Here is an 18,108-nt window from a genome sequence, read left to right as displayed (position 1 = left end):
TAACCTCTGCATAGAGAGCGCGAAATATGAATGATAAAATTCCCAGCACCCGCTGGTGGCGTATTATTACGCCGGTGTTGATCGCCTGTATTATTTCGTTTATGGACCGGGTTAATATTAGTTTCGCATTACCCGGTGGAATGGAAGAGGACTTAGGTATTACCAGCCAGATGGCCGGTGTTGCCAGCGGCATCTTTTTTATTGGTTATTTATTTTTGCAAATACCCGGTGGGCGAATTGCGGTAAACGGTAGCGGTAAGCGTTTTATTGCCTGGTCGCTGATGGCCTGGGCGGTCGTTTCGGTAGCCACCGGCTTCGTGACCCATGAATATCAACTGCTGGTGCTGCGTTTTATTCTCGGCGTGTCCGAGGGCGGCATGTTACCGGTGGTGTTGACGATGGTCAGCAACTGGTTCCCGGAAAAAGAGTTGGGGCGTGCCAACGCCTTCGTGATGATGTTCGCCCCGCTGGGCGGCATGTTGACCGCGCCGGTATCCGGGGCGATCATCGCCGCGCTCGACTGGCGCTGGCTGTTTATTATCGAAGGTCTGCTGTCGGTGGTAGTACTGGCGGTCTGGTGGTTCATGATCAGCGACCGCCCGGAAGAGGCCCGCTGGCTGCCGGAGAAAGAGCGTCACTACCTGGTCACTACGCTGGCCGCCGAGCGGGCGGCAAAACTGGCGGAAGATCCGGTCAGCAAGGCGCCGGTCAAAGATGTTTTCCGCAACGGCGGACTGATGAAACTGGTGATCCTCAACTTCTTCTATCAGACCGGTGATTATGGCTACACCTTGTGGCTGCCGACGATCCTCAAAGGACTGACCGGCGGCAGTATGGCCAGCGTGGGTCTCCTTGCGGTATTGCCGTTTGTGGCGACGCTTGCCGGGATCTATGTCATCTCGTTGTTCAGCGATCGCAGCGGCAAACGTCGTCTGTGGGTGCGCTTCTCGCTTTACAGCTTTGCGGCGGCGCTGGTGGCCTCGGTATTGCTGCGTGAGCACGTGGTGGCGGCCTATATCGCGCTGGTGATTTGCGGCTTTTTCCTCAAATCAGCCACCAGTCCGTTCTGGTCGATGCCGGGGCGGATCGCCTCTGCGGAAGTGGCCGGTAGCGCTCGCGGGGTGATTAATGGCCTGGGTAACCTCGGCGGCTTCTGTGGCCCGTATCTGGTGGGGGTAATGATCTACCTGTATGGCCAGAACGTGGCGGTTTGCGCCCTGGCTGGATCGCTAATCATTGCCGGGACCATGACCTTCCTGCTGCCGAAACGCTGCGATCTCAACGTTAGCGAACCCGAGGTTACCGGCAGTCCGCAGCCACATAAGGCCGGCAGTCCGCAGACATAAAATCAGGTTATGATTGTAAGCGCTTCGATTAACTGACTACACTCTTGCAGATTACAACGAGAGTTAACGCAGGCTAATCAATGATTCTGATAATTTATGCTCATCCCTATCCGCATCACTCGCATGCGAATAAGCGGATGCTGGAGCAGGCAAGGACGCTGGATGGCGTAGAAATACGCTCCCTCTACCAACTTTACCCCGACTTTAACATCGACATCGCCGCCGAACAGGCGGCGCTGGCGAAAGCCGATCTGATTATCTGGCAGCATCCGATGCAGTGGTACAGCGTTCCGCCGCTCATGAAGCTGTGGATGGATAAGGTGCTGTCGCACGGTTGGGCCTACGGTCACAACGGCATTGCGCTGCATGGAAAATCGCTGATGTGGGCGGTGACCACCGGCGGCGGCGAGAGCCACTTCGATATCGGCGCATTTCCTGGTTTTGACGTGCTGTCCCAGCCGCTACAGGCCACCGGGCTGTACTGCGGCATGAAATGGCTGCCGCCGTTCGCCATGCACTGTACGTTTATCTGTGACGATGAAACCCTTCAGGCGCAGGCGCGCCGCTATCGACAACGCTTAATTGAATGGCAGGAGGCACACCATGGATAGCCATACGCTGATACAGGCGCTGATTTATCTGGGGTCTGCCGCCCTGATTGTGCCGATTGCCGTGCGCCTTGGTCTGGGGTCGGTGCTGGGCTATCTGATCGCCGGGTGCATTATTGGGCCGTGGGGCCTGCGGCTGGTGACGGACGCCGAGGCGATTCTGCATTTTGCCGAAATTGGCGTGGTCCTGATGCTGTTTGTCATCGGCCTGGAGCTTGACCCGCAGCGCCTGTGGAAACTACGGGCGTCGGTGTTTGGCGGCGGCGCGTTGCAGATGGTGGTGTGCGGGGCACTGATTGGCCTGTTTTGCATGCTGCTGGGGATGCGCTGGCAGGTCGCCGAGCTGATTGGCATGACGCTGGCGCTGTCGTCGACGGCTATCGCCATGCAGGCGATGAACGAACGTAACCTGACGGTCTCGCAGATGGGACGCAGCGCGTTTGCCGTTCTGCTGTTTCAGGATATCGCGGCGATCCCGCTGGTAGCGATGATCCCGCTGCTGGCCGCCAGCGGCGGTTCCACCACCCTCGGCGCTTTCGCGTTGTCCGCGCTCAAAGTCGCGGGGGCGTTGGTGCTGGTGGTGGCGCTGGGGCGCTATGTCACCCGTCCGGTGCTGCGTTTCGTGGCCCGCTCGGGCCTGCGTGAAGTGTTCAGTGCCGTGGCCCTGTTCCTGGTGTTCGGCTTTGGCCTGTTGCTGGAAGAAGTAGGGCTGTCGATGGCGATGGGGGCGTTCCTCGCCGGGGTGCTGCTGGCAAGCTCGGAGTATCGTCATGCGCTGGAAAGCGATATCGAGCCGTTTAAGGGCCTGCTGCTGGGGCTGTTTTTCATCGGCGTCGGGATGTCGATTGATTTCGGCACTCTGATGAGCCATCCGCTGCGGATCCTGATTTTACTGGTCGGTTTCCTGGTCATTAAAGGCGTGATGCTGTGGCTGATCGCTAAACCGCTTGGTGTACCGCGCGCGCAGCGCCGCTGGTTTGCGGTGCTGCTGGGGCAGGGGAGTGAGTTTGCCTTTGTGGTCTTTGGCGCGGCGCAGCTGGCGGACGTGCTGGACAGTGAGTGGGCGAAGGCGCTGACCTTAGCGGTGGCGTTGTCGATGGCGGCCACGCCGATTCTGCTGGTGCTGCTGACCCGGCTGGAGAAATCCTCCAGCGGCCAGGAGCGTGAAGCCGATGAAATTGATGAAGAGCAGCCGCGGGTGATTATCGCCGGCTTTGGTCGTTACGGGCAGATCGCCGGGCGTGTGCTGCTTTCCGGCGGGGTGAAGATGGTGATCCTCGATCACGATCCGGACCACGTGGAAACGCTGCGTAAGTTTGATATGAAAGTGTTCTATGGTGATGCCACCCGCGCGGATCTGCTGGAATCGGCAGGGGCGGCAAAAGCCGAGGTGCTGATTAATGCGATCGACGATCCGCAGGCCAGCCTGCAGCTGGTGGAGCTGGCGAAAGAGCACTTCCCGCATCTGCAGATTATCTCCCGCGCCCGCGATGTCGATCACTACATCCAGCTGCGCCAGGCCGGCGTAGATGCTCCGGAGCGTGAAACCTTCGAAGCGGCGCTGAAATCCGGGCGCACGGCGCTGGAGGCGCTGGGACTGGGTGCCTATGAAGCGCGTGAGCGCGCCGATCTGTTCCGTCGCTTCAACCAGAAAATGGTGGAAGAGATGGTCGAGATGGCGGAAAACGATGCGGCGTCTCGCGTGGCGGTGTTCAAGCGAACCAGCGACATGTTGACCGGGATTATCAACGAGGATCGTAACCATTTGTCATTGGTGCAGCGCCACGGCTGGCAGGGAACCGAAGAGGGCAGACATACCGGCGATATCGCCGATGAACCCGAAAATAAGCCGGCATCCTGAGGTGAAAACTCGCTGTTACGTTTGGTTTACAGTTAACATTTTGTTTTCAATTTAAATCCGCAGCTGGCGGTTCACGTGGCTTACGTGGGCTCGCCAGCAAATCTAAAAATTTTCTTATTCTTTACTCTCCACGCAGTCGACGAAGTATTACGCTTTCCGTATAGTGGCGGCAATTTTTTGCATTCGGGAAATTTTCAATGATCAGTCTGATTGCGGCGTTAGCGGTAGATCGCGTCATCGGTATGGAAAACGCCATGCCATGGAACCTGCCTGCCGATCTCGCCTGGTTTAAACGTAATACGTTAAACAAGCCGGTAGTGATGGGTCGCCTGACCTGGGAGTCTATCGGTCGTCCGTTACCAGGACGGAAAAATATCGTTATCAGCAGCCAGTCGGGCACCGACGATCGTGTGCAGTGGGTGAAATCGGTAGATGAAGCGATTGCCGCCTGCGGCGATGTTGACGAGATGATGGTGATCGGTGGTGGTCGCGTGTACGAGCAGTTCCTGCCGAAAGCGCACAAGCTGTATCTGACCCACATCGATGCAGAAGTGGAAGGCGATACGCATTTCCCTGACTACGATCCGGATCAGTGGGAATCGGTATTCAGCGAATTCCATGATGCCGACGCGCAGAATTCACACAGCTACTGCTTCGAGATCCTCGAGCGCCGTTAAGGCTTTCCCCGGTGGCGTTATGCGCGCCGGGGAGGTTTTATCGCGCTAAAGCGTTGCCCGGATAGCGCCCGTTGTTGGCGGTCATCCGGGACGCTCAACTTAAGACGCGATCGCGTCGCCTTCAGTCTGATCTTTCTGCCGGTTTGATGGCTGAGTAAAGTACTGCTTGTCTTCCCAGCGCAGGCAGGTGAGATCCCCACCCCAGCAGCAGCCCGTATCAAGGGCATAAATCCCCTCAGGCGTACCGCGGCCTTCCAGCGAAGCCCAATGTCCAAAAGCAATACTGTATTCATTGGCGACCGGACCCGGGATCGCAAACCACGGCTTTAATGGCGCGGGAGCGTCTTCCGGTGCCTCTTTGGCATACATATCCAGCTGACCATTCGGGAAGCAGTAACGCATGCGGGTAAAGGCGTTGGAGATAAAGCGCAGGCGGGCAAGGCCGCTCAGTTCGTTGCTCCAGTTATTCGGCATATCGCCATACATCGCGTCGAGGAAGAACGGATAGGAGTCGCTGGAGAGGACGGCTTCAACATCGCGCGCGCACTCTTTTGCCGTTTCCAGATCCCACTGCGGTGTGATGCCGGCATGGGCCATCACCAGCTTTTTCTGTTCATCGATTTGCATCAGCGGCTGACGACGTAACCAGTTAAGCAGGTCGTCGGCATCCGGTGCTTCAAGCAGTGATTTCAGGCGATCTTTTGGTTTGTTGCGGCTGATCCCGGCGAAAACGGCCAGCAGATGCAGGTCGTGATTACCCAGCACCAGACGAGCGCTATCGCCCAGAGATTTGACGTAGCGTAAGACCTCAAGCGAACCCGGGCCGCGCGCGACGAGATCGCCCGTGAGCCACAGCGTATCGTTCCCTGGGGTAAAGGCCACCTGCTTTAATAACGCGATCAGTTCATCGTAGCAACCGTGAACGTCGCCAATAAGATATGTAGACATTGTTTTAGTGAATGAGCGTTGGTACTGCGAGACGGAAAACAGGGATGTCGATCGAGAACGGCTCGCCGTTCACATCGATCATATCGTAATGTCCCTGCATGGTGCCCAGCGGCGTTTCAATGACGGCCCCGCTGGTATATTGAAATTCACCGCCTGCGGGAATATGCGGCTGTTCGCCGACAACCCCTTCACCCTGAACTTCAGTCTCACGACCGTGGCCGTTGGTGATAAGCCAGTAGCGGCCAAGAAGCTGAACCTGAGTCCGCCCCAGATTGCGAATAGTGACGGTATAAGCGAAGACGTAGCGCTCCTCTTCCGGGGAAGACTGCGATTCGATATAGACGCTTTGCACCTGTACGCAAACACGAGGCGAATTGATCATGGTTAGCTCTCCTTGGTGGGCGCGTTGTCGGATAACCAGTTGGCTAACTGACAGTACTGCGCCACGGAAATATTCTCTGCACGTTTTGCCGGGTCGATGCCCAACTCGGTCAGCACGTCAACGCTGAACAGGTTGCCGAGACTGTTGCGAATCGTTTTCCGACGCTGATTGAACGCTTCGGTAGTAATTCGGCTCAGTACACGCACCTCTTTCACCGGATGCGGCAGCGTGCGATAAGGCACCAGGCGCACAACGGCGGAGTCCACTTTAGGCGGTGGTGTAAAGGCGCTCGGCGGTACTTCGAGTACCGGGATAATCTGGCAGTAGTACTGCGCCATGACGCTCAGACGACCATATGCCTTGCTGTTCGGTCCGGCAACCAGGCGATTGACGACCTCTTTTTGCAGCATAAAGTGCATGTCGGCAATGGCATCAGTATAGCTGAACAGATGGAACATCAGCGGCGTCGAGATGTTGTACGGCAGGTTGCCAAACACGCGCAGCGGCTGACCCATGGTCTGCGACAGCTCGCCGAAATTCATGGTCATGGCATCTTGCTGATAAATCGTCAGCTTCGGTCCCAGGAAGGGATGCGTTTGCAGACGTGCGGCCAGATCGCGGTCGAGCTCGATAACCGTGAGCGCGTCAAGGCGTTCACCGACCGGCTCGGTCAGTGCGGCGAGACCCGGACCGATTTCGACAATAGCCTGCCCTTTCTGAGGGTTAATGGCCGAGACAATGCTGTCGATCACGAACTGATCGTTGAGAAAGTTTTGCCCGAAGCGTTTACGAGCTAAGTGGCCCTGATGGACTCGATTATTCATTGCGTATTAACAATCATTTTGATGGCGAGATTAAGCGCCGTGATAAAACTGCCGACATCCGCTTTTCCCTGGCCCGCCAGTTCAAGCGCGGTACCGTGGTCAACGGAGGTTCGAATAAAAGGTAAACCGAGCGTAATGTTCACGCCACGGCCAAAGCCCTGGTATTTTAGCACGGGAAGGCCCTGATCGTGGTACATCGCGAGTACCGCATCGGCATGGTCGAGATATTTAGGCTGAAAAAGGGTGTCTGCCGGGAGCGGACCGCTCAGATTCATGCCCCTGGCGCGCATTTCTTCCAGTACCGGAATAATGGTATCGATCTCTTCGGTCCCCATGTGTCCGCCTTCGCCGGCGTGCGGGTTAAGCCCGCAGACCAGCACGTGCGGCCGGGCGATACCAAATTTATGGCGCAGATCGTGGTCCAGGATGGTAATCACCTCACGCAGTAAATCCGGCGTGATTGCCTCGCTGATGGCCTTCAGCGGCAGGTGAGTGGTCGCCAGGGCGACACGCAGCTCTTCCGTTGCCAGCATCATCACGACTTTGCTGGCGTGCGAACGCTCTTCAAAGAACTCGGTGTGCCCGGTGAAGGCGATCCCCGCGTCGTTGATGTTTCCCTTATGCACCGGCCCGGTAATCAACGCCGCAAATTCACCGTTCAGGCAGCCGTCGCAGGCGCGAGCCAGCGTCTCCACCACATAGTGCCCGTTAGAGATGTTCAGTACACCTGGCTCCACTGGGGCGTTTAACGTGACGGGAAGGTGCGTCAGGGTGCCAGCGCGTTGCGCTGTAGCGGGAAGGGAAGCGTCGTAGGGCAGAAGAGATAAAGGAAGACCGAGCTGTCGGGCCCGGTCAGATAACAGTGCGCCATCGGCGCAAACCACCAGCTCTACCGGCCAGTCGCGCTGTGCAAGCTGCACCACAAGGTCGGGGCCAATTCCGGCGGGCTCGCCGGGGGTGATAACAACTCGATTCATACACTTCATCCTTCAGGACGTCTTTTTTGGCAATGCCAGCGGGAGCCGCTGGCATTGCCGCCTCAATACATCCCGAATGCTGCCGGGGTGTATTGAGGCCGTGGTATTAGTTGTTCAGAACCTTGACGTAAGCGCTGGCGCGTTGTTCCTGCATCCAGGTCGCTGCTTCTTCCGAGAATTTACGGTTCATCAGCATCCGGTAGGCGCGGTCTTTCTGCGCGGCGTCGGTACGGTCGACCTGACGACTGTCCATCAGTTCAATCAGGTGCCAGCCGAAGGAGGAGTGAACCGGTGCGCTGGTCTGGCCTTTATTCAGGCGCATCAGAGCGTCGCGGAACGCCGGGTCGAAGATATCTGGCGTAGCCCAGCCCAGATCGCCGCCCTGGTTGGCAGAACCTGGATCTTCAGAGAAATCTTTCGCCGCTTTCGCAAAGGTGGTTTTCCCGCTCTTAATGTCTGCCGCGATCTGCTCCAGCTTCGCCCGTGCCTGGTCGTCGTTCATGATCGGCGACGGCTTCAGCAGGATGTGGCGAGCGTGAACTTCGGTGACGGAGATGCTTTTACTGCCACCGCGCATATCGTTGACTTTCAGGATGTGGAAACCGACACCAGAACGAATCGGGCCGATAATATCGCCTTTCTTCGCGGTGCTCAGTGCCTGGGCGAAGATCCCCGGCAGCTCCTGAATACGACCCCAGCCCATCTGGCCGCCTTTCAGCGCCTGCTGGTCAGCAGAGTAGGTGATAGCAAGTTTACCGAAATCGGCGCCGCTGCGTGCCTGCTCGACGATGGAGTTGGCCTGCTGCTGAGCGGCAGCCACGTCGTCAGAAGATGGGTTTTCCGACAGCGGAATCATGATGTGGCTCAGGTTCAGTTCAGTGCTGGCATCGTTCTGATCGCCAATCTGCTTCGCCAGGGATTCAACTTCCTGCGGCAGCACGGTGATACGGCGACGAACTTCGTTGTTGCGCACTTCCGAAATCAGCATCTCTTTACGGATCTGATTGCGGTAAGTGTTGTAGTTCAGACCTTCGTAAGCCAGGCGGCTACGCATCTGATCCAGCGACATGTTGTTCTGTTTTGCGATGTTGGCAATAGCCTGATCGACCTGATCGTCAGTGACTTTCACGCCCATTTTCTGGCCCATCTGCAGAACAATCTGGTCCATGATCAGACGTTCGAGGATCTGATGACGCAGGGTTGCGTCATCCGGCAGCTGTTGACCGGCCTGCCCAGCATTCAGCTTAACCGATTGCATCAAGCCATCGACGTCGCTTTCAAGAACAACGCCATTATTGACGACAGCCGCTACTTTATCGACAACCTGTGGGGCAGCGAAACTGGTATTCGCGATCATGGCGATACCGAGAAGCAGCGTTTTCCAGTTCTTCATACTTTTTCCATTTCAATTAACCGCAAGTGCGGATTACGTTTTAAACCAGCCACATCACAGGGAGTTCTGGTACGGTAAAATGTTCGAACGCAGCATCTGCTGGGTGCCGAGACCGTAGTTGGAGCTCAGGCCACGTAGCTCAATGTTGATGCCAAAGGTGTTGTCGTATTTGCTCTCGCCGTTACCGTTCGAATCCCAGCCGTTGATCTTACGTTCGTAGCCAAGGCGAATCGCGTAGCAGCAGGAGTTATACTGGACCCCTAACATCTGGTCGACGCTCTTTTTGGTATTGGTGTCAAAGTAGTATGCACCGACGACAGACCAGCGATCGACAATCGGCCAGCTGGCAGTCATGCCCACCTGAGAAATACCATTTTTGTACTGCTCAGCGGTGGAATACGACGGCAGCGTTGCCTGAATGTATTCCGGGCTGGCGTAACGATAGTTGAGCTGTACTAAGCGGTTTTCATCGCGACGGTATTCCACTGTGCCGTTACCGGTAGCGACGTTATCCAGACGCGTATCGTACTGAATACCTCCGCGTAAACCCCAGTTATCGGAGATACGCCAGTAGGTATCTCCGGCCCATACCAGTGAACCCGTTGTGTCGTCATTCTCCCAGTTGACGTTGTCATCACCGGTCCGGGACTCGGTGAAATAATAGATTTGACCAACGGAAATATTAAAACGTTCAACGGCGGCTGAATCATATACGCGAGAGGTGACGCCGGTGGTGAGCTGGTTCGCTGAAGCAATGCGATCCAGGCCGCTGTAGGTACGGTCGCGGAACAGGCCGGTATAGTCTGATTGCAGCAGCGTGGAGTCGTAGGTACCGATCTGGCTCTGGTCACGATACGGGATATACAGATACTGCATGCGCGGTTCCAGCGTTTGGGTGAAACCCTCCTGCATGTCGCGCTCGAAGACCATTTTACCGTCGATTTTAAACTGCGGCATCACACGGTTGACGGACTCTTTATAGTCCGTGCCATTGGCGGCGTTGTAGTTATCGAGGTTGCTTTGCTGGTAGTGGGTCGCCAGCAGCTTGGCTTCGGTATTGATACTGCCCCAGCCGTTCGACAGCGGTAAGCCGATCGTCGGTTCAAAGTGAACGCGGGTGGCTTCCGGCATGTTGCTGTTGGTGTTGAGGAAGTGCACCGCCTGTCCATACAGGTGGGTGTCAAACGGACCAACATCGTTCTGGTAGTAGTTAACGTCGAGCTGCGGCTGCGCCGCGTAGGAGTTGCTCGATTCGCGGTTAAAGACCTGGAACTGTTTGGTCGACACGGTGGCGTCAAAGTTTTGAACGACGTAGCCGGCGCTGAATTTCTGCGTGGCGTAGCCGTCGGTACTGGAACCGTATTTAGAGCTGAAGTCGTTAAAGTAGTCCGCATCGCTTACTTTGGTGTAGTCAGCGTTCAGGCGCCATACCTGATCGATTACACCCGAGTGGTTCCAGTAGAACAACCAACGGCGACTGTTGCTGTCGCTGGAGTGGTCATCCTGGTAGATTTTATCGGAAGGCAGGTAGTCAAATTCGAACAGACCCGTGCCTGCTTTGGTCAGATAGCGGAATTCGTTTTCCCACATCACGCCGCCACGCTTGCTCATGTAGTGCGGCGTCAGCGTTGCATCGAAGTTAGGCGCAATGTTCCAGTAATAGGGGAGTGAAAACTCCACGCCATTCTTGGTGCTGTATTTAGCGTTCGGGATCAGGAAGCCAGAACGGCGCTTGTCGCCTACCGGCAGCTGCAGGTAGGGGCTGTAAAACACCGGCACTGAGCCGATTTTAAAGCGCGCGTTCCAGATTTCCGCAACCTGCTCTTCGCGGTCATGAATAACTTCACTCCCGACGACGCTCCAGGTATTCGAACCTGGCAGACAGGAGGTAAAGCTGCCGTTTTCCAGAATGGTGTAGCGGTTCTCACCGCGCTGTTTCATCAGGTCTGCGGTGCCGCGGCCCTGACGGCCGACCATCTGGTAATCGCCTTTCCAGATATTGGTATCTTTGGTATTCAGGTTTGACCAGCCTTTGGGGCCTTTCAGAATGACCTGATTATCGTCATAGTGCACATTGCCGAGTGCATCAACCGTACGTACCGGTTGCGGCTGGCCCGCAGCCTGCTGCTGATGAAGCTGAACCTCATCTGCCTGGAGACGGCTATTGCCCTGGTTGATATCGACATTGCCGGTAAATACCGCGTTGTCCGGATAATTACCCTTCGCATGCTCGGCATCGATCGTCACCGGTAGCTCGTTGGTTTTTCCTTCAACCAAAGGACGATCGTAGCTTGGCACGCCAAGCATACATTGCGTCGCGAGATCGGCGGCGAGGCCTTGCTGGCTGTACAAGGCGCTGGCGATCATGGTGGCCAGGAGGCTGGGAATACGTTTTTTCATACGTTGTTTTTGTTGTTCCGTCATCTTATGGCAGCGGCTTGCAAACGGTCAGAGCCTAACGTACTCATCTTCATCGCGCTAGTGTTAATCCTGCCGGTTTGGATCCCGAGCGTTAGGCACCGTGTAGAATGACGAGTATGATAAAGCAAAATATAGGCTATGTCCCACAATTGACCTAAGCGTCAGTGCTTTGTAACGTGCGGTCTTATATAGCTTAACTGGCGGCGTAAATATTGGGGAGTCTATGCAGTATTTGGGTAAAATAATTGGGGTTGCAGTCGCGTTAATGATGGGCGCAGGCTTTTGGGGCGTGGTGCTGGGGCTATTGGTCGGGCATATCTTTGACCGCGCACGGAGCCGTAGAATCAATGTGTTCGCCAACCAGCAAGAGCGCCAGGCGCTGTTCTTTGCCACTACCTTTGAGGTGATGGGGCATCTGACCAAATCCAAAGGCCGCGTCACCGAAGCCGATATTCATGTTGCCAATGTCCTGATGGATCGTATGAACCTGCATGGAGAGTCGCGTACCGCGGCACAGCATGCGTTTCGGGTAGGTAAATCAGACGATTATCCGCTGCGCGAAAAAATGCGCCAGCTGCGTAGCGTCTGTTTCGGCCGCTTTGATTTGATTCGGATGTTTCTGGAAATTCAGCTGCAGACCGCTTTCGCCGACGGTGAGTTACATCCTAATGAACGTGACGTGCTGTTCGTCATTGCCGAAGAACTCGGGATCTCGCGCGCGCAGTTCGAGCAGTTCCTGCGCATGATGCAGGGCGGCGCGCAGTTTGGCGGCGGGGGTTCTCAGCAGGGTAGTTACGGTCAGGGCGGCGGCAACGCTGGCTGGCAGCAGGCGCAGCGTGGACCAACGCTGGAAGACGCCTGCAACGTGCTGGGCGTGAAGCCCACCGATGATGCTGCCACCGTGAAACGTGCTTATCGCAAGCTCATGAACGAGCACCATCCGGATAAGCTGGTGGCGAAGGGGTTACCGCCAGAAATGATGGAGATGGCAAAGCAGAAAGCGCAGGATATTCAAAAAGCTTGGGAACTGATCAAAGAACAACGCGGTTTTTAAGCACCAGCCCTGGGCCTGTCAGCGCCTGGGGCCTCTCTTACTACCGGGAGAGGCCTTATGAGGCGCTGGCGACGCGGCGGTACATGCGTCGCGGGTGGCCAATTTTACCGTACAGCATATCCACTTCCAGAAAACCGATCTCCACGCAGTGCTCCAGATAGCGACGGGCGGTCGTTTTACTTAAGCCGGCATCGTTCACCACCTCATCCACGGAAAAACTGTGTGCTTCCCGGTCATTGAACAGGCTCTGCACCAGCGCCAGAGTCTTCTCCTCGATCCCTTTGCTGCCGCTGTCGGTACGGTAGTTCTTCGCCTGCAGCTGATAGAGGGAATCGACGTTTTGCTGGTCGACGATTTTCCACTCGCGCTGCTGATCGTAAAACTGCACGAAGCGCTCCAGCGACTGGCTCAGGCGCTTCCACGACACCGGCTTAAGGATGTAATCGAAGGCGCCGTTACGAATTGCCTGGCTACAGGTTTCCATGTCGCTGGCGGCGGTAATAAAAATCACCGAGCAGGTGGCGTCCGCCAGAATCGGGTCGGTCATCAAGGTGACGCCTTTACCGTCGGGCAAATAGTTATCGAGCAGCACCAACTGGGGAAGTTGGGCGTTGAGCATCTGCCGCGCCTGGCTGAGGGATGCCGCTATGCCGATCAGCCGCATCCGCGGATGTTTTTGAATCAGCTCGGCATGCAGCCGTGCCAGTTCACTCTCATCTTCGATGATTAACACATCGACCAGGTCATGATGCATAGTGGGCCTCTTGTTGCGGATGGGCGGGAGCGTCTGCGGGGATAAACAGCGTAAAGATCGCCCCTCGCGGTGCGTTGTCTGCGACCTCAATGGTGCCGCCCGCCTGGGTGACATAATGTTCGATAAGATACAGGCCGATGCCGTGATCGCCACGGGTTTTGGTGGTGATGCCGCGTTCAAAGATACGATCGCGGATCGCCGGGTGAATACCGATACCACGGTCGGCCACTTCAATCATCAGCTCCCGGGCGTTTAGCTGGATCAGCACTTCAACCGGCTCGTGCGGCAGCTCGGCACGTTGCGTGGCTTCAATAGCGTTGTCCAGCAGGTTGCCAATAATCGAAATCAGCTCTGACTCCATTAAGGACGGCAGGGGGCGATCGATATGACAGGCCGGGTCGAAACTAAGCTCTACTCCTTTCTCCCGCGCCCGGGCGGCTTTCCCCAGCAGCAGACCGCAGAGCGTCGGCGATGCGAAGCGCGAAGAGATAAAGTCCAGCAGCTCCTGCGCATGTTCGGATTGTGCCTGAATATAGCGGATCGCATCGTCATAATGGCCCATATGCAGCAGGCCGGAGAGCGTCGTCATGCGGTTCAACTGCTCGTGGCGCATGATGCGCAGGTTATCCACGTAGCGTTTGACCTGGCTCAGTTGGGCGCTGAGAGAGTTGATTTCATCCCGGTCACGGAAGGTGATCACCCAACCCTGCAGTGAATTTTCCAGCATGATGCGTACCCGGCTGGCGAGGACGGTCAACTGATTGAAGCGGCACAGCTCATCGTGAGTGTCGTTCTCCAGCATGTCGCCGCTGGCGAAAAAGGGCTGCGGCACGATCACGCTGTCGATGGATCTGCCGCGCAGCAGGTGGGCAGGCTGACTCAACCCCAGCAGGCTACGCGCCGCATGGTTGATGACTTCAATACGCCGGTGATGATCGATGACGATTACCCCTTCGTAGATCGACTCCATCATCGCCTTCTGCTGCCGCACCAGCAGGCCGATCTCCCGCGGCTCCAGCGAAAAAATCTGCTTTTTAATGCTGCGGGTAAAGTACCAGGAAAAAATAAACAGGGCGATCAGCAGCAGGATCGCCGCGATAAAGATATTGATAACTTTGGCCAGAGTGATGCTGTCGAGATAGCTGGTCAGGTAGCCCACCGAGACAATCCCCACCACCTGGCCGGCCTCATTGACGATGGGCGCCTTGCTGCGCAGCGACACGCCGAGCCCGCCTTTACGGATGGTGGTGGTGCTCTCGCCCGCCAGAACCGCCTGATTATCGCCGCCGACCAGCCGGGTGCCAACCCACTCCGGGTGAACGGAGTGGAACAGATGCACGCCGCGTGCATCGCCAACCACGATAAAGCTGGCATCGCTATGGGCGGCGATGTCGTGCATAAACGAGGTCAGCGCCTGGGGATCGTCGCGGCTAACCTGGCGACGAAGCTCCGGCATCAGGGCAATCTCTTCGGCCTGTATTCTGGCGCGGGCGCTCATCTCCTGATACAGCTGGTGACTGGCATCAACGTAGTAATAGGCTCCCAGCAGGGCGAACAGGACGGAGAAGAACGCCACCAGCGAAATGAACAGCTTAAACTGAAAGGAAACCTTCATAAGTGTTGTACCGCGTCTTTGTGGTATCGGCACGGTAACCTCTTTCCCGGTAACGACAGGAATGGTGCGGGAAACGCGCGGGCCTTTTTATCTGGATGAACCACCAGAATTATCTACCGGCGGATATTTATCAAGATGGCGCGCGATCCCCTTTAACCCACGGCGCTGACCAGCAAGACAGCAGCCCGATCTCGCGACGGCAGCAGTGGCGGGGCGTCTGGTGTGCGCTCGCCTGATCATGTCGCCAGCATGAGAGAATAAAAATCATAAAAACCACGCTAATAAATCAGATAGATATCACGTCGATGAATAGAAACCATAAAAACCATAGTGACCATTAAAACTTCATTTCTAATCCGCCGCGCCTCACATTAACTCTGCTTCAGGCTCCCTACTCTGAAAATGAATAATAACGAAAGGGCCAAAACCTATGAGCACCACAGACAATGCATTCTCTGCGACCCTCGACCCCATCAATACGCCAAAAGCGACGCTGAAACAGCGCTGGTGGCACGTGATGGACACCATGAAAGTCGGGATTATCCCGCTACCGCTTTTCCTGCTGGCCGGGGGATTGATTGCCCTCGACTGCCTTAACGGCAAGCTGCCGAGTGATATTGTGGTGATGGTCGCGACGCTGGCGTTTTTCGGTTTTGCCTGCGGTGAATTTGGCAAACGCCTGCCGATCCTCGGGAAACTAGGGGCGGCAGCAATCTGCGCCACCTTTATCCCTTCGGCGCTGGTCCACTACGGTCTGCTGCCGGATGTGGTGGTGGAGTCCACCACCAAATTCTACAAATCCACCAACATCCTTTATCTCTATATTTGCTGCATTATCGTCGGCAGCATCATGAGCATGAACCGGACCACCCTGATTCAGGGCTTCCTGCGCATCTTCTTTCCGATGGTGTGCGGCGAGATCGTCGGCATGTTGGTTGGCGTAGGCGTCGGTACTGCGCTCGGGCTGGAGCCGTTCCAGGTGTTCTTCTTTATTGTCCTGCCGATTATGGCCGGTGGCGTCGGGGAAGGGGCGATTCCGCTCTCCATTGGCTATGCCGCGCTGATGCATATGGATCAGGGCGTCGCGCTAGGCCGGGTATTACCGATGGTGATGCTGGGCAGCCTGACGGCGATTGTGATCTCCGGTGGCCTGAATCAGTTGGGTAAACGTTTCCCACATCTGACCGGTGAAGGCCAACTGATGCCAAACCGCAGTAACGAAACGCATCGCGAAACCCAGGATGTCGATGCGAAGACCGATGTGACGACCCTGGCTTCGGGCGCGCTGCTGGCGGTGCTGCTGTATATGCTCGGCATGCTCGGGCAGAAAATGATAGGGCTGCCGGCTCCGGTGGGAATGCTGTTTCTGGCGGTTCTGCTTAAGCTGGTCAACGGCGTCTCTCCGCGGCTGCAGGAAGGGTCGCAGATGGTCTACAAATTCTTCCGTACGGCGGTGACCTACCCGATTCTGTTTGCCGTCGGCGTGGCGATCACCCCGTGGCAGGAGCTGGTGAACGCCTTCACCATCGACAACTTGCTGGTGATTGTCAGCACCGTTTCGGCGCTGGTGGCGACCGGCTTTTTTGTCGGTAAAAAGATTGGCATGCACCCGATCGATGTGGCGATTGTCTCCTGCTGTCAGAGTGGTCAGGGCGGCACCGGCGACGTGGCGATCCTGACTTCCGGCAACCGCATGAACCTGATGCCGTTCGCCCAAATCGCCACCCGTATCGGTGGTGCGATTAATGTTTCGCTGGGTCTGCTATTCCTCAGTCACTTCCTCGCATGATTTAGCTCTGCGCTAACAGGATAATCTGCAATTTTCGACCACAGGACGAAGAAAATTTCTTTGTCCTGTATCCTAAATTCTGTCGGTTTAGCGATACAATCAGCGCCGTAATTCGCTATTGCGACGGCAGCCTGACCGCTGTCATTTTTTAAGTGAGGAGAGGAACAAATGTCAGTGGATACTCTCGCCCGTGAGGGCGTAAGCATGGAAGCGCTGCTGGCGGCGAAAGAGCAGCGTGCGGCTCGTCAGACCGACTGGATCGCCCATTATCAACAGCCGGTGATTTCGCTGACCCTGGTGACCCCGGGGGCAGTGAAAGACAGCATTCGCTATCGCAATATGATGGGCGTGGCGTTGCAGGCTTGCGATCAAATGCTGTGGAAACACCGCTGGCAAACGCTGGACCGTCAGGTGCTGTGGCTGCCGACCGGGCCAGAAGCCCTGTGGTGCGTGGCGCATCCGGCCAGTGAAATCAAAGCCTTTTGCAGCGAACTGGAGCAGACTCACCCACTGGGCCGTTTGTGGGATATCGATGTTATCTGCCCGAAAGAAGGCCTGGTTGCCCGTCAGTCAATGGGCGAAAATCTGCGTCAGTGCCTGCTGTGCGACGAACCGGCGCACGCCTGTGCCCGTAGCCGTCGCCATGAGACTGAACAGCTTGTGGCCCATGTCGATCGGATGATTGATGCGTGGTTTGCCCGCGATTAACACGTTGTTGTAATTTGTCGTATCGTTGACAGAAATGCCCGGGTAGGCCGCTGGCGGCACAACCCGGGACAGATCGCGACGATCAGAAGTCGACGGGGGCGCGGAAGGTCATTGCGTTGCCGAAAGCCGGATGGGTGATGCTCAGCGTTTCAGCATGCAGCAGCAACCGTGGCGCCATAGCCAGCGCTTCTGGCGTTGCATAAAAGCGATCGCCAAGAATCGGGTGGCCCAGCGCCAGCATATGCACACGCAACTGATGCGATCGTCCGGTAATCGGCTTCAGACGTACGCGGGCGCTGTTATCGTCGGCATACTCCAGCACTTCATATTCGGTCTGCGCCGCTTTGCCGGTTTCAAAGCAGACTTTCTGCTTCGGTCGGTTCGGCCAGTCACAGATCAGCGGTAAATCCACCATGCCTTCTGCTGGCTGCGGGTGTCCCCACACGCGAGCGACGTACTGCTTCTTCGGCTCACGCTCGCGAAACTGGCGTTTCAGCTCGCGTTCTGCCGCTTTGGTCAGCGCCACGACGATCACTCCGCTGGTCGCCATATCCAGCCGGTGGACCGACTCGGCCTGCGGGAAGTCGCGCTGGACGCGCGTCATCACGCTGTCTTTATGCTCTTCCAGCCTCCCCGGGACGGACAACAAGCCGCTCGGCTTGTTGACCACCATGATGTGTTCATCCTGATAGAGGATAACCAGCCAGGGATCCTGGGGCGGATGGTAGTTTTCCATCGGCATCGTCATCGA

General features: G+C 56.5%; 16 protein-coding genes. 7 read left to right on the top strand and 9 right to left on the bottom strand.

Annotated features, from left to right (window positions below; all coding sequences use genetic code 11):
- Positions 1–26 precede the first annotated feature (26 nt).
- The 4 genes from ACMYSN_RS11160 to folA all read left to right on the top strand — a co-directional run bounded on the left by ACMYSN_RS11160 (position 27) and on the right by folA (position 4,492).
- Positions 27–1,346: an MFS transporter gene (locus ACMYSN_RS11160; protein ID WP_462498025.1), complete on the top strand. Its 1,320-nt coding sequence runs from the start codon at positions 27–29 to the stop codon at positions 1,344–1,346.
- Positions 1,347–1,426: 80 nt separating this feature from the next.
- Positions 1,427–1,957, top strand: coding sequence for a glutathione-regulated potassium-efflux system oxidoreductase KefF (kefF, locus tag ACMYSN_RS11155; protein WP_123757543.1), 531 nt, complete (start codon positions 1,427–1,429; stop codon positions 1,955–1,957).
- Positions 1,950–3,815 carry a glutathione-regulated potassium-efflux system protein gene (gene kefC / locus ACMYSN_RS11150; protein WP_462498024.1) on the top strand — a complete coding sequence of 622 codons (1,866 nt, stop codon included), beginning with the start codon at positions 1,950–1,952 and terminating at the stop codon, positions 3,813–3,815. Before kefF ends, kefC begins: the two co-directional genes overlap by 8 nt.
- 197 nt (positions 3,816–4,012) lie before the next feature.
- Positions 4,013–4,492, top strand: a complete 480-nt coding sequence (folA, locus tag ACMYSN_RS11145; protein WP_462498023.1) for a dihydrofolate reductase — start codon at positions 4,013–4,015, stop codon at positions 4,490–4,492.
- Between the two features lie 99 nt (positions 4,493–4,591).
- On the opposite strand, the gene apaH is transcribed toward folA, so the two are convergent.
- The 6 genes from apaH to lptD form a co-directional block, all read right to left on the bottom strand.
- Entirely contained in the window at positions 4,592–5,440 is an 849-nt protein-coding gene (apaH, locus tag ACMYSN_RS11140) for a diadenosine tetraphosphatase (protein ID WP_462498022.1), read from the bottom strand.
- 4 nt (positions 5,441–5,444) lie between these two features.
- Positions 5,445–5,822 carry a Co(2+)/Mg(2+) efflux protein ApaG gene (gene apaG / locus ACMYSN_RS11135; RefSeq protein WP_462498021.1) on the bottom strand — a complete coding sequence of 126 codons (378 nt, stop codon included), beginning with the start codon at positions 5,820–5,822 and terminating at the stop codon, positions 5,445–5,447.
- A gap of 2 nt (positions 5,823–5,824) precedes the next feature.
- Positions 5,825–6,646, bottom strand: coding sequence for a 16S rRNA (adenine(1518)-N(6)/adenine(1519)-N(6))-dimethyltransferase RsmA (gene rsmA, locus ACMYSN_RS11130; protein ID WP_123757537.1), 822 nt, complete (start codon positions 6,644–6,646; stop codon positions 5,825–5,827).
- Positions 6,643–7,623: a 4-hydroxythreonine-4-phosphate dehydrogenase PdxA gene (pdxA, locus tag ACMYSN_RS11125; RefSeq protein ID WP_462498020.1), complete on the bottom strand. Its 981-nt coding sequence runs from the start codon at positions 7,621–7,623 to the stop codon at positions 6,643–6,645. The genes rsmA and pdxA overlap by 4 nt, the downstream gene beginning before the upstream one ends.
- A 106-nt stretch (positions 7,624–7,729) precedes the next feature.
- Positions 7,730–9,016 (bottom strand): peptidylprolyl isomerase SurA, encoded by a 1,287-nt coding sequence (surA, locus tag ACMYSN_RS11120; protein ID WP_434666380.1) that lies wholly within the window; start codon positions 9,014–9,016, stop codon positions 7,730–7,732.
- A gap of 54 nt (positions 9,017–9,070) precedes the next feature.
- Complete coding sequence (gene lptD / locus ACMYSN_RS11115) at positions 9,071–11,416, bottom strand: LPS-assembly protein LptD (protein WP_462498019.1); 2,346 nt, start codon at positions 11,414–11,416, stop codon at positions 9,071–9,073.
- A gap of 244 nt (positions 11,417–11,660) precedes the next feature.
- On the opposite strand from lptD, the gene djlA reads away from it, so the two are divergent.
- On the top strand, positions 11,661–12,491 hold the full coding sequence (gene djlA / locus ACMYSN_RS11110; RefSeq protein WP_174509122.1) for a co-chaperone DjlA: 831 nt from the start codon (positions 11,661–11,663) through the stop codon (positions 12,489–12,491).
- 55 nt (positions 12,492–12,546) lie between these two features.
- Here djlA and ACMYSN_RS11105 read toward each other — a convergent pair whose 3' ends face one another.
- Complete coding sequence (locus tag ACMYSN_RS11105) at positions 12,547–13,245, bottom strand: response regulator (RefSeq protein WP_123757532.1); 699 nt, start codon at positions 13,243–13,245, stop codon at positions 12,547–12,549.
- Positions 13,235–14,860, bottom strand: coding sequence for a sensor histidine kinase (locus ACMYSN_RS11100; protein WP_462498018.1), 1,626 nt, complete (start codon positions 14,858–14,860; stop codon positions 13,235–13,237). Before ACMYSN_RS11100 ends, ACMYSN_RS11105 begins: the two co-directional genes overlap by 11 nt.
- Before the next feature lie 430 nt (positions 14,861–15,290).
- Here ACMYSN_RS11100 and ACMYSN_RS11095 point away from each other — a divergent pair, with 430 nt between their 5' ends.
- Together ACMYSN_RS11095 and citX are read left to right on the top strand one after the other, a co-directional pair.
- Positions 15,291–16,649, top strand: coding sequence for a 2-hydroxycarboxylate transporter family protein (locus tag ACMYSN_RS11095; RefSeq protein WP_462498017.1), 1,359 nt, complete (start codon positions 15,291–15,293; stop codon positions 16,647–16,649).
- 168 nt (positions 16,650–16,817) lie between these two features.
- The gene (gene citX / locus ACMYSN_RS11090) at positions 16,818–17,357 is read left to right on the top strand and encodes a citrate lyase holo-[acyl-carrier protein] synthase (RefSeq protein ID WP_462498016.1); all 540 of its coding nucleotides are present in this window, start codon (positions 16,818–16,820) and stop codon (positions 17,355–17,357) included.
- A gap of 82 nt (positions 17,358–17,439) precedes the next feature.
- Here the strand turns inward: citX and rluA are convergent, their stop codons facing one another.
- The gene (gene rluA, locus ACMYSN_RS11085) at positions 17,440–18,099 is read right to left on the bottom strand and encodes an RNA pseudouridine synthase (protein ID WP_462498244.1); all 660 of its coding nucleotides are present in this window, start codon (positions 18,097–18,099) and stop codon (positions 17,440–17,442) included.
- Between the last annotated feature and the right edge of the window lie 9 nt (positions 18,100–18,108).

The organism is Klebsiella sp. R445, from assembly GCF_051131755.1.
Taxonomy (GTDB): domain Bacteria; phylum Pseudomonadota; class Gammaproteobacteria; order Enterobacterales; family Enterobacteriaceae; genus Klebsiella; species Klebsiella lignicola.
Note: the sequence above shows the minus strand (reverse complement) of the source record. Positions and strands in the feature narration are given on the sequence as shown.

What these genes read in the sequence shown, in the direction of transcription:
- ACMYSN_RS11160 (WP_462498025.1), top strand. Translation starts at nt 27, where the DNA reads ATGAATGATAAAATTCCCAGCACCCGCTGGTGGCGTATTATTACGCCG.
- kefF (WP_123757543.1), top strand. Translation starts at nt 1,427, where the DNA reads ATGATTCTGATAATTTATGCTCATCCCTATCCGCATCACTCGCATGCG.
- kefC (WP_462498024.1), top strand. Translation starts at nt 1,950, where the DNA reads ATGGATAGCCATACGCTGATACAGGCGCTGATTTATCTGGGGTCTGCC.
- folA (WP_462498023.1), top strand. Translation starts at nt 4,013, where the DNA reads ATGATCAGTCTGATTGCGGCGTTAGCGGTAGATCGCGTCATCGGTATG.
- apaH (WP_462498022.1), bottom strand. Translation starts at nt 5,440, where the DNA reads ATGTCTACATATCTTATTGGCGACGTTCACGGTTGCTACGATGAACTG.
- apaG (WP_462498021.1), bottom strand. Translation starts at nt 5,822, where the DNA reads ATGATCAATTCGCCTCGTGTTTGCGTACAGGTGCAAAGCGTCTATATC.
- rsmA (WP_123757537.1), bottom strand. Translation starts at nt 6,646, where the DNA reads ATGAATAATCGAGTCCATCAGGGCCACTTAGCTCGTAAACGCTTCGGG.
- pdxA (WP_462498020.1), bottom strand. Translation starts at nt 7,623, where the DNA reads ATGAATCGAGTTGTTATCACCCCCGGCGAGCCCGCCGGAATTGGCCCC.
- surA (WP_434666380.1), bottom strand. Translation starts at nt 9,016, where the DNA reads ATGAAGAACTGGAAAACGCTGCTTCTCGGTATCGCCATGATCGCGAAT.
- lptD (WP_462498019.1), bottom strand. Translation starts at nt 11,416, where the DNA reads ATGAAAAAACGTATTCCCAGCCTCCTGGCCACCATGATCGCCAGCGCC.
- djlA (WP_174509122.1), top strand. Translation starts at nt 11,661, where the DNA reads ATGCAGTATTTGGGTAAAATAATTGGGGTTGCAGTCGCGTTAATGATG.
- ACMYSN_RS11105 (WP_123757532.1), bottom strand. Translation starts at nt 13,245, where the DNA reads ATGCATCATGACCTGGTCGATGTGTTAATCATCGAAGATGAGAGTGAA.
- ACMYSN_RS11100 (WP_462498018.1), bottom strand. Translation starts at nt 14,860, where the DNA reads ATGAAGGTTTCCTTTCAGTTTAAGCTGTTCATTTCGCTGGTGGCGTTC.
- ACMYSN_RS11095 (WP_462498017.1), top strand. Translation starts at nt 15,291, where the DNA reads ATGAGCACCACAGACAATGCATTCTCTGCGACCCTCGACCCCATCAAT.
- citX (WP_462498016.1), top strand. Translation starts at nt 16,818, where the DNA reads ATGTCAGTGGATACTCTCGCCCGTGAGGGCGTAAGCATGGAAGCGCTG.
- rluA (WP_462498244.1), bottom strand. Translation starts at nt 18,099, where the DNA reads ATGCCGATGGAAAACTACCATCCGCCCCAGGATCCCTGGCTGGTTATC.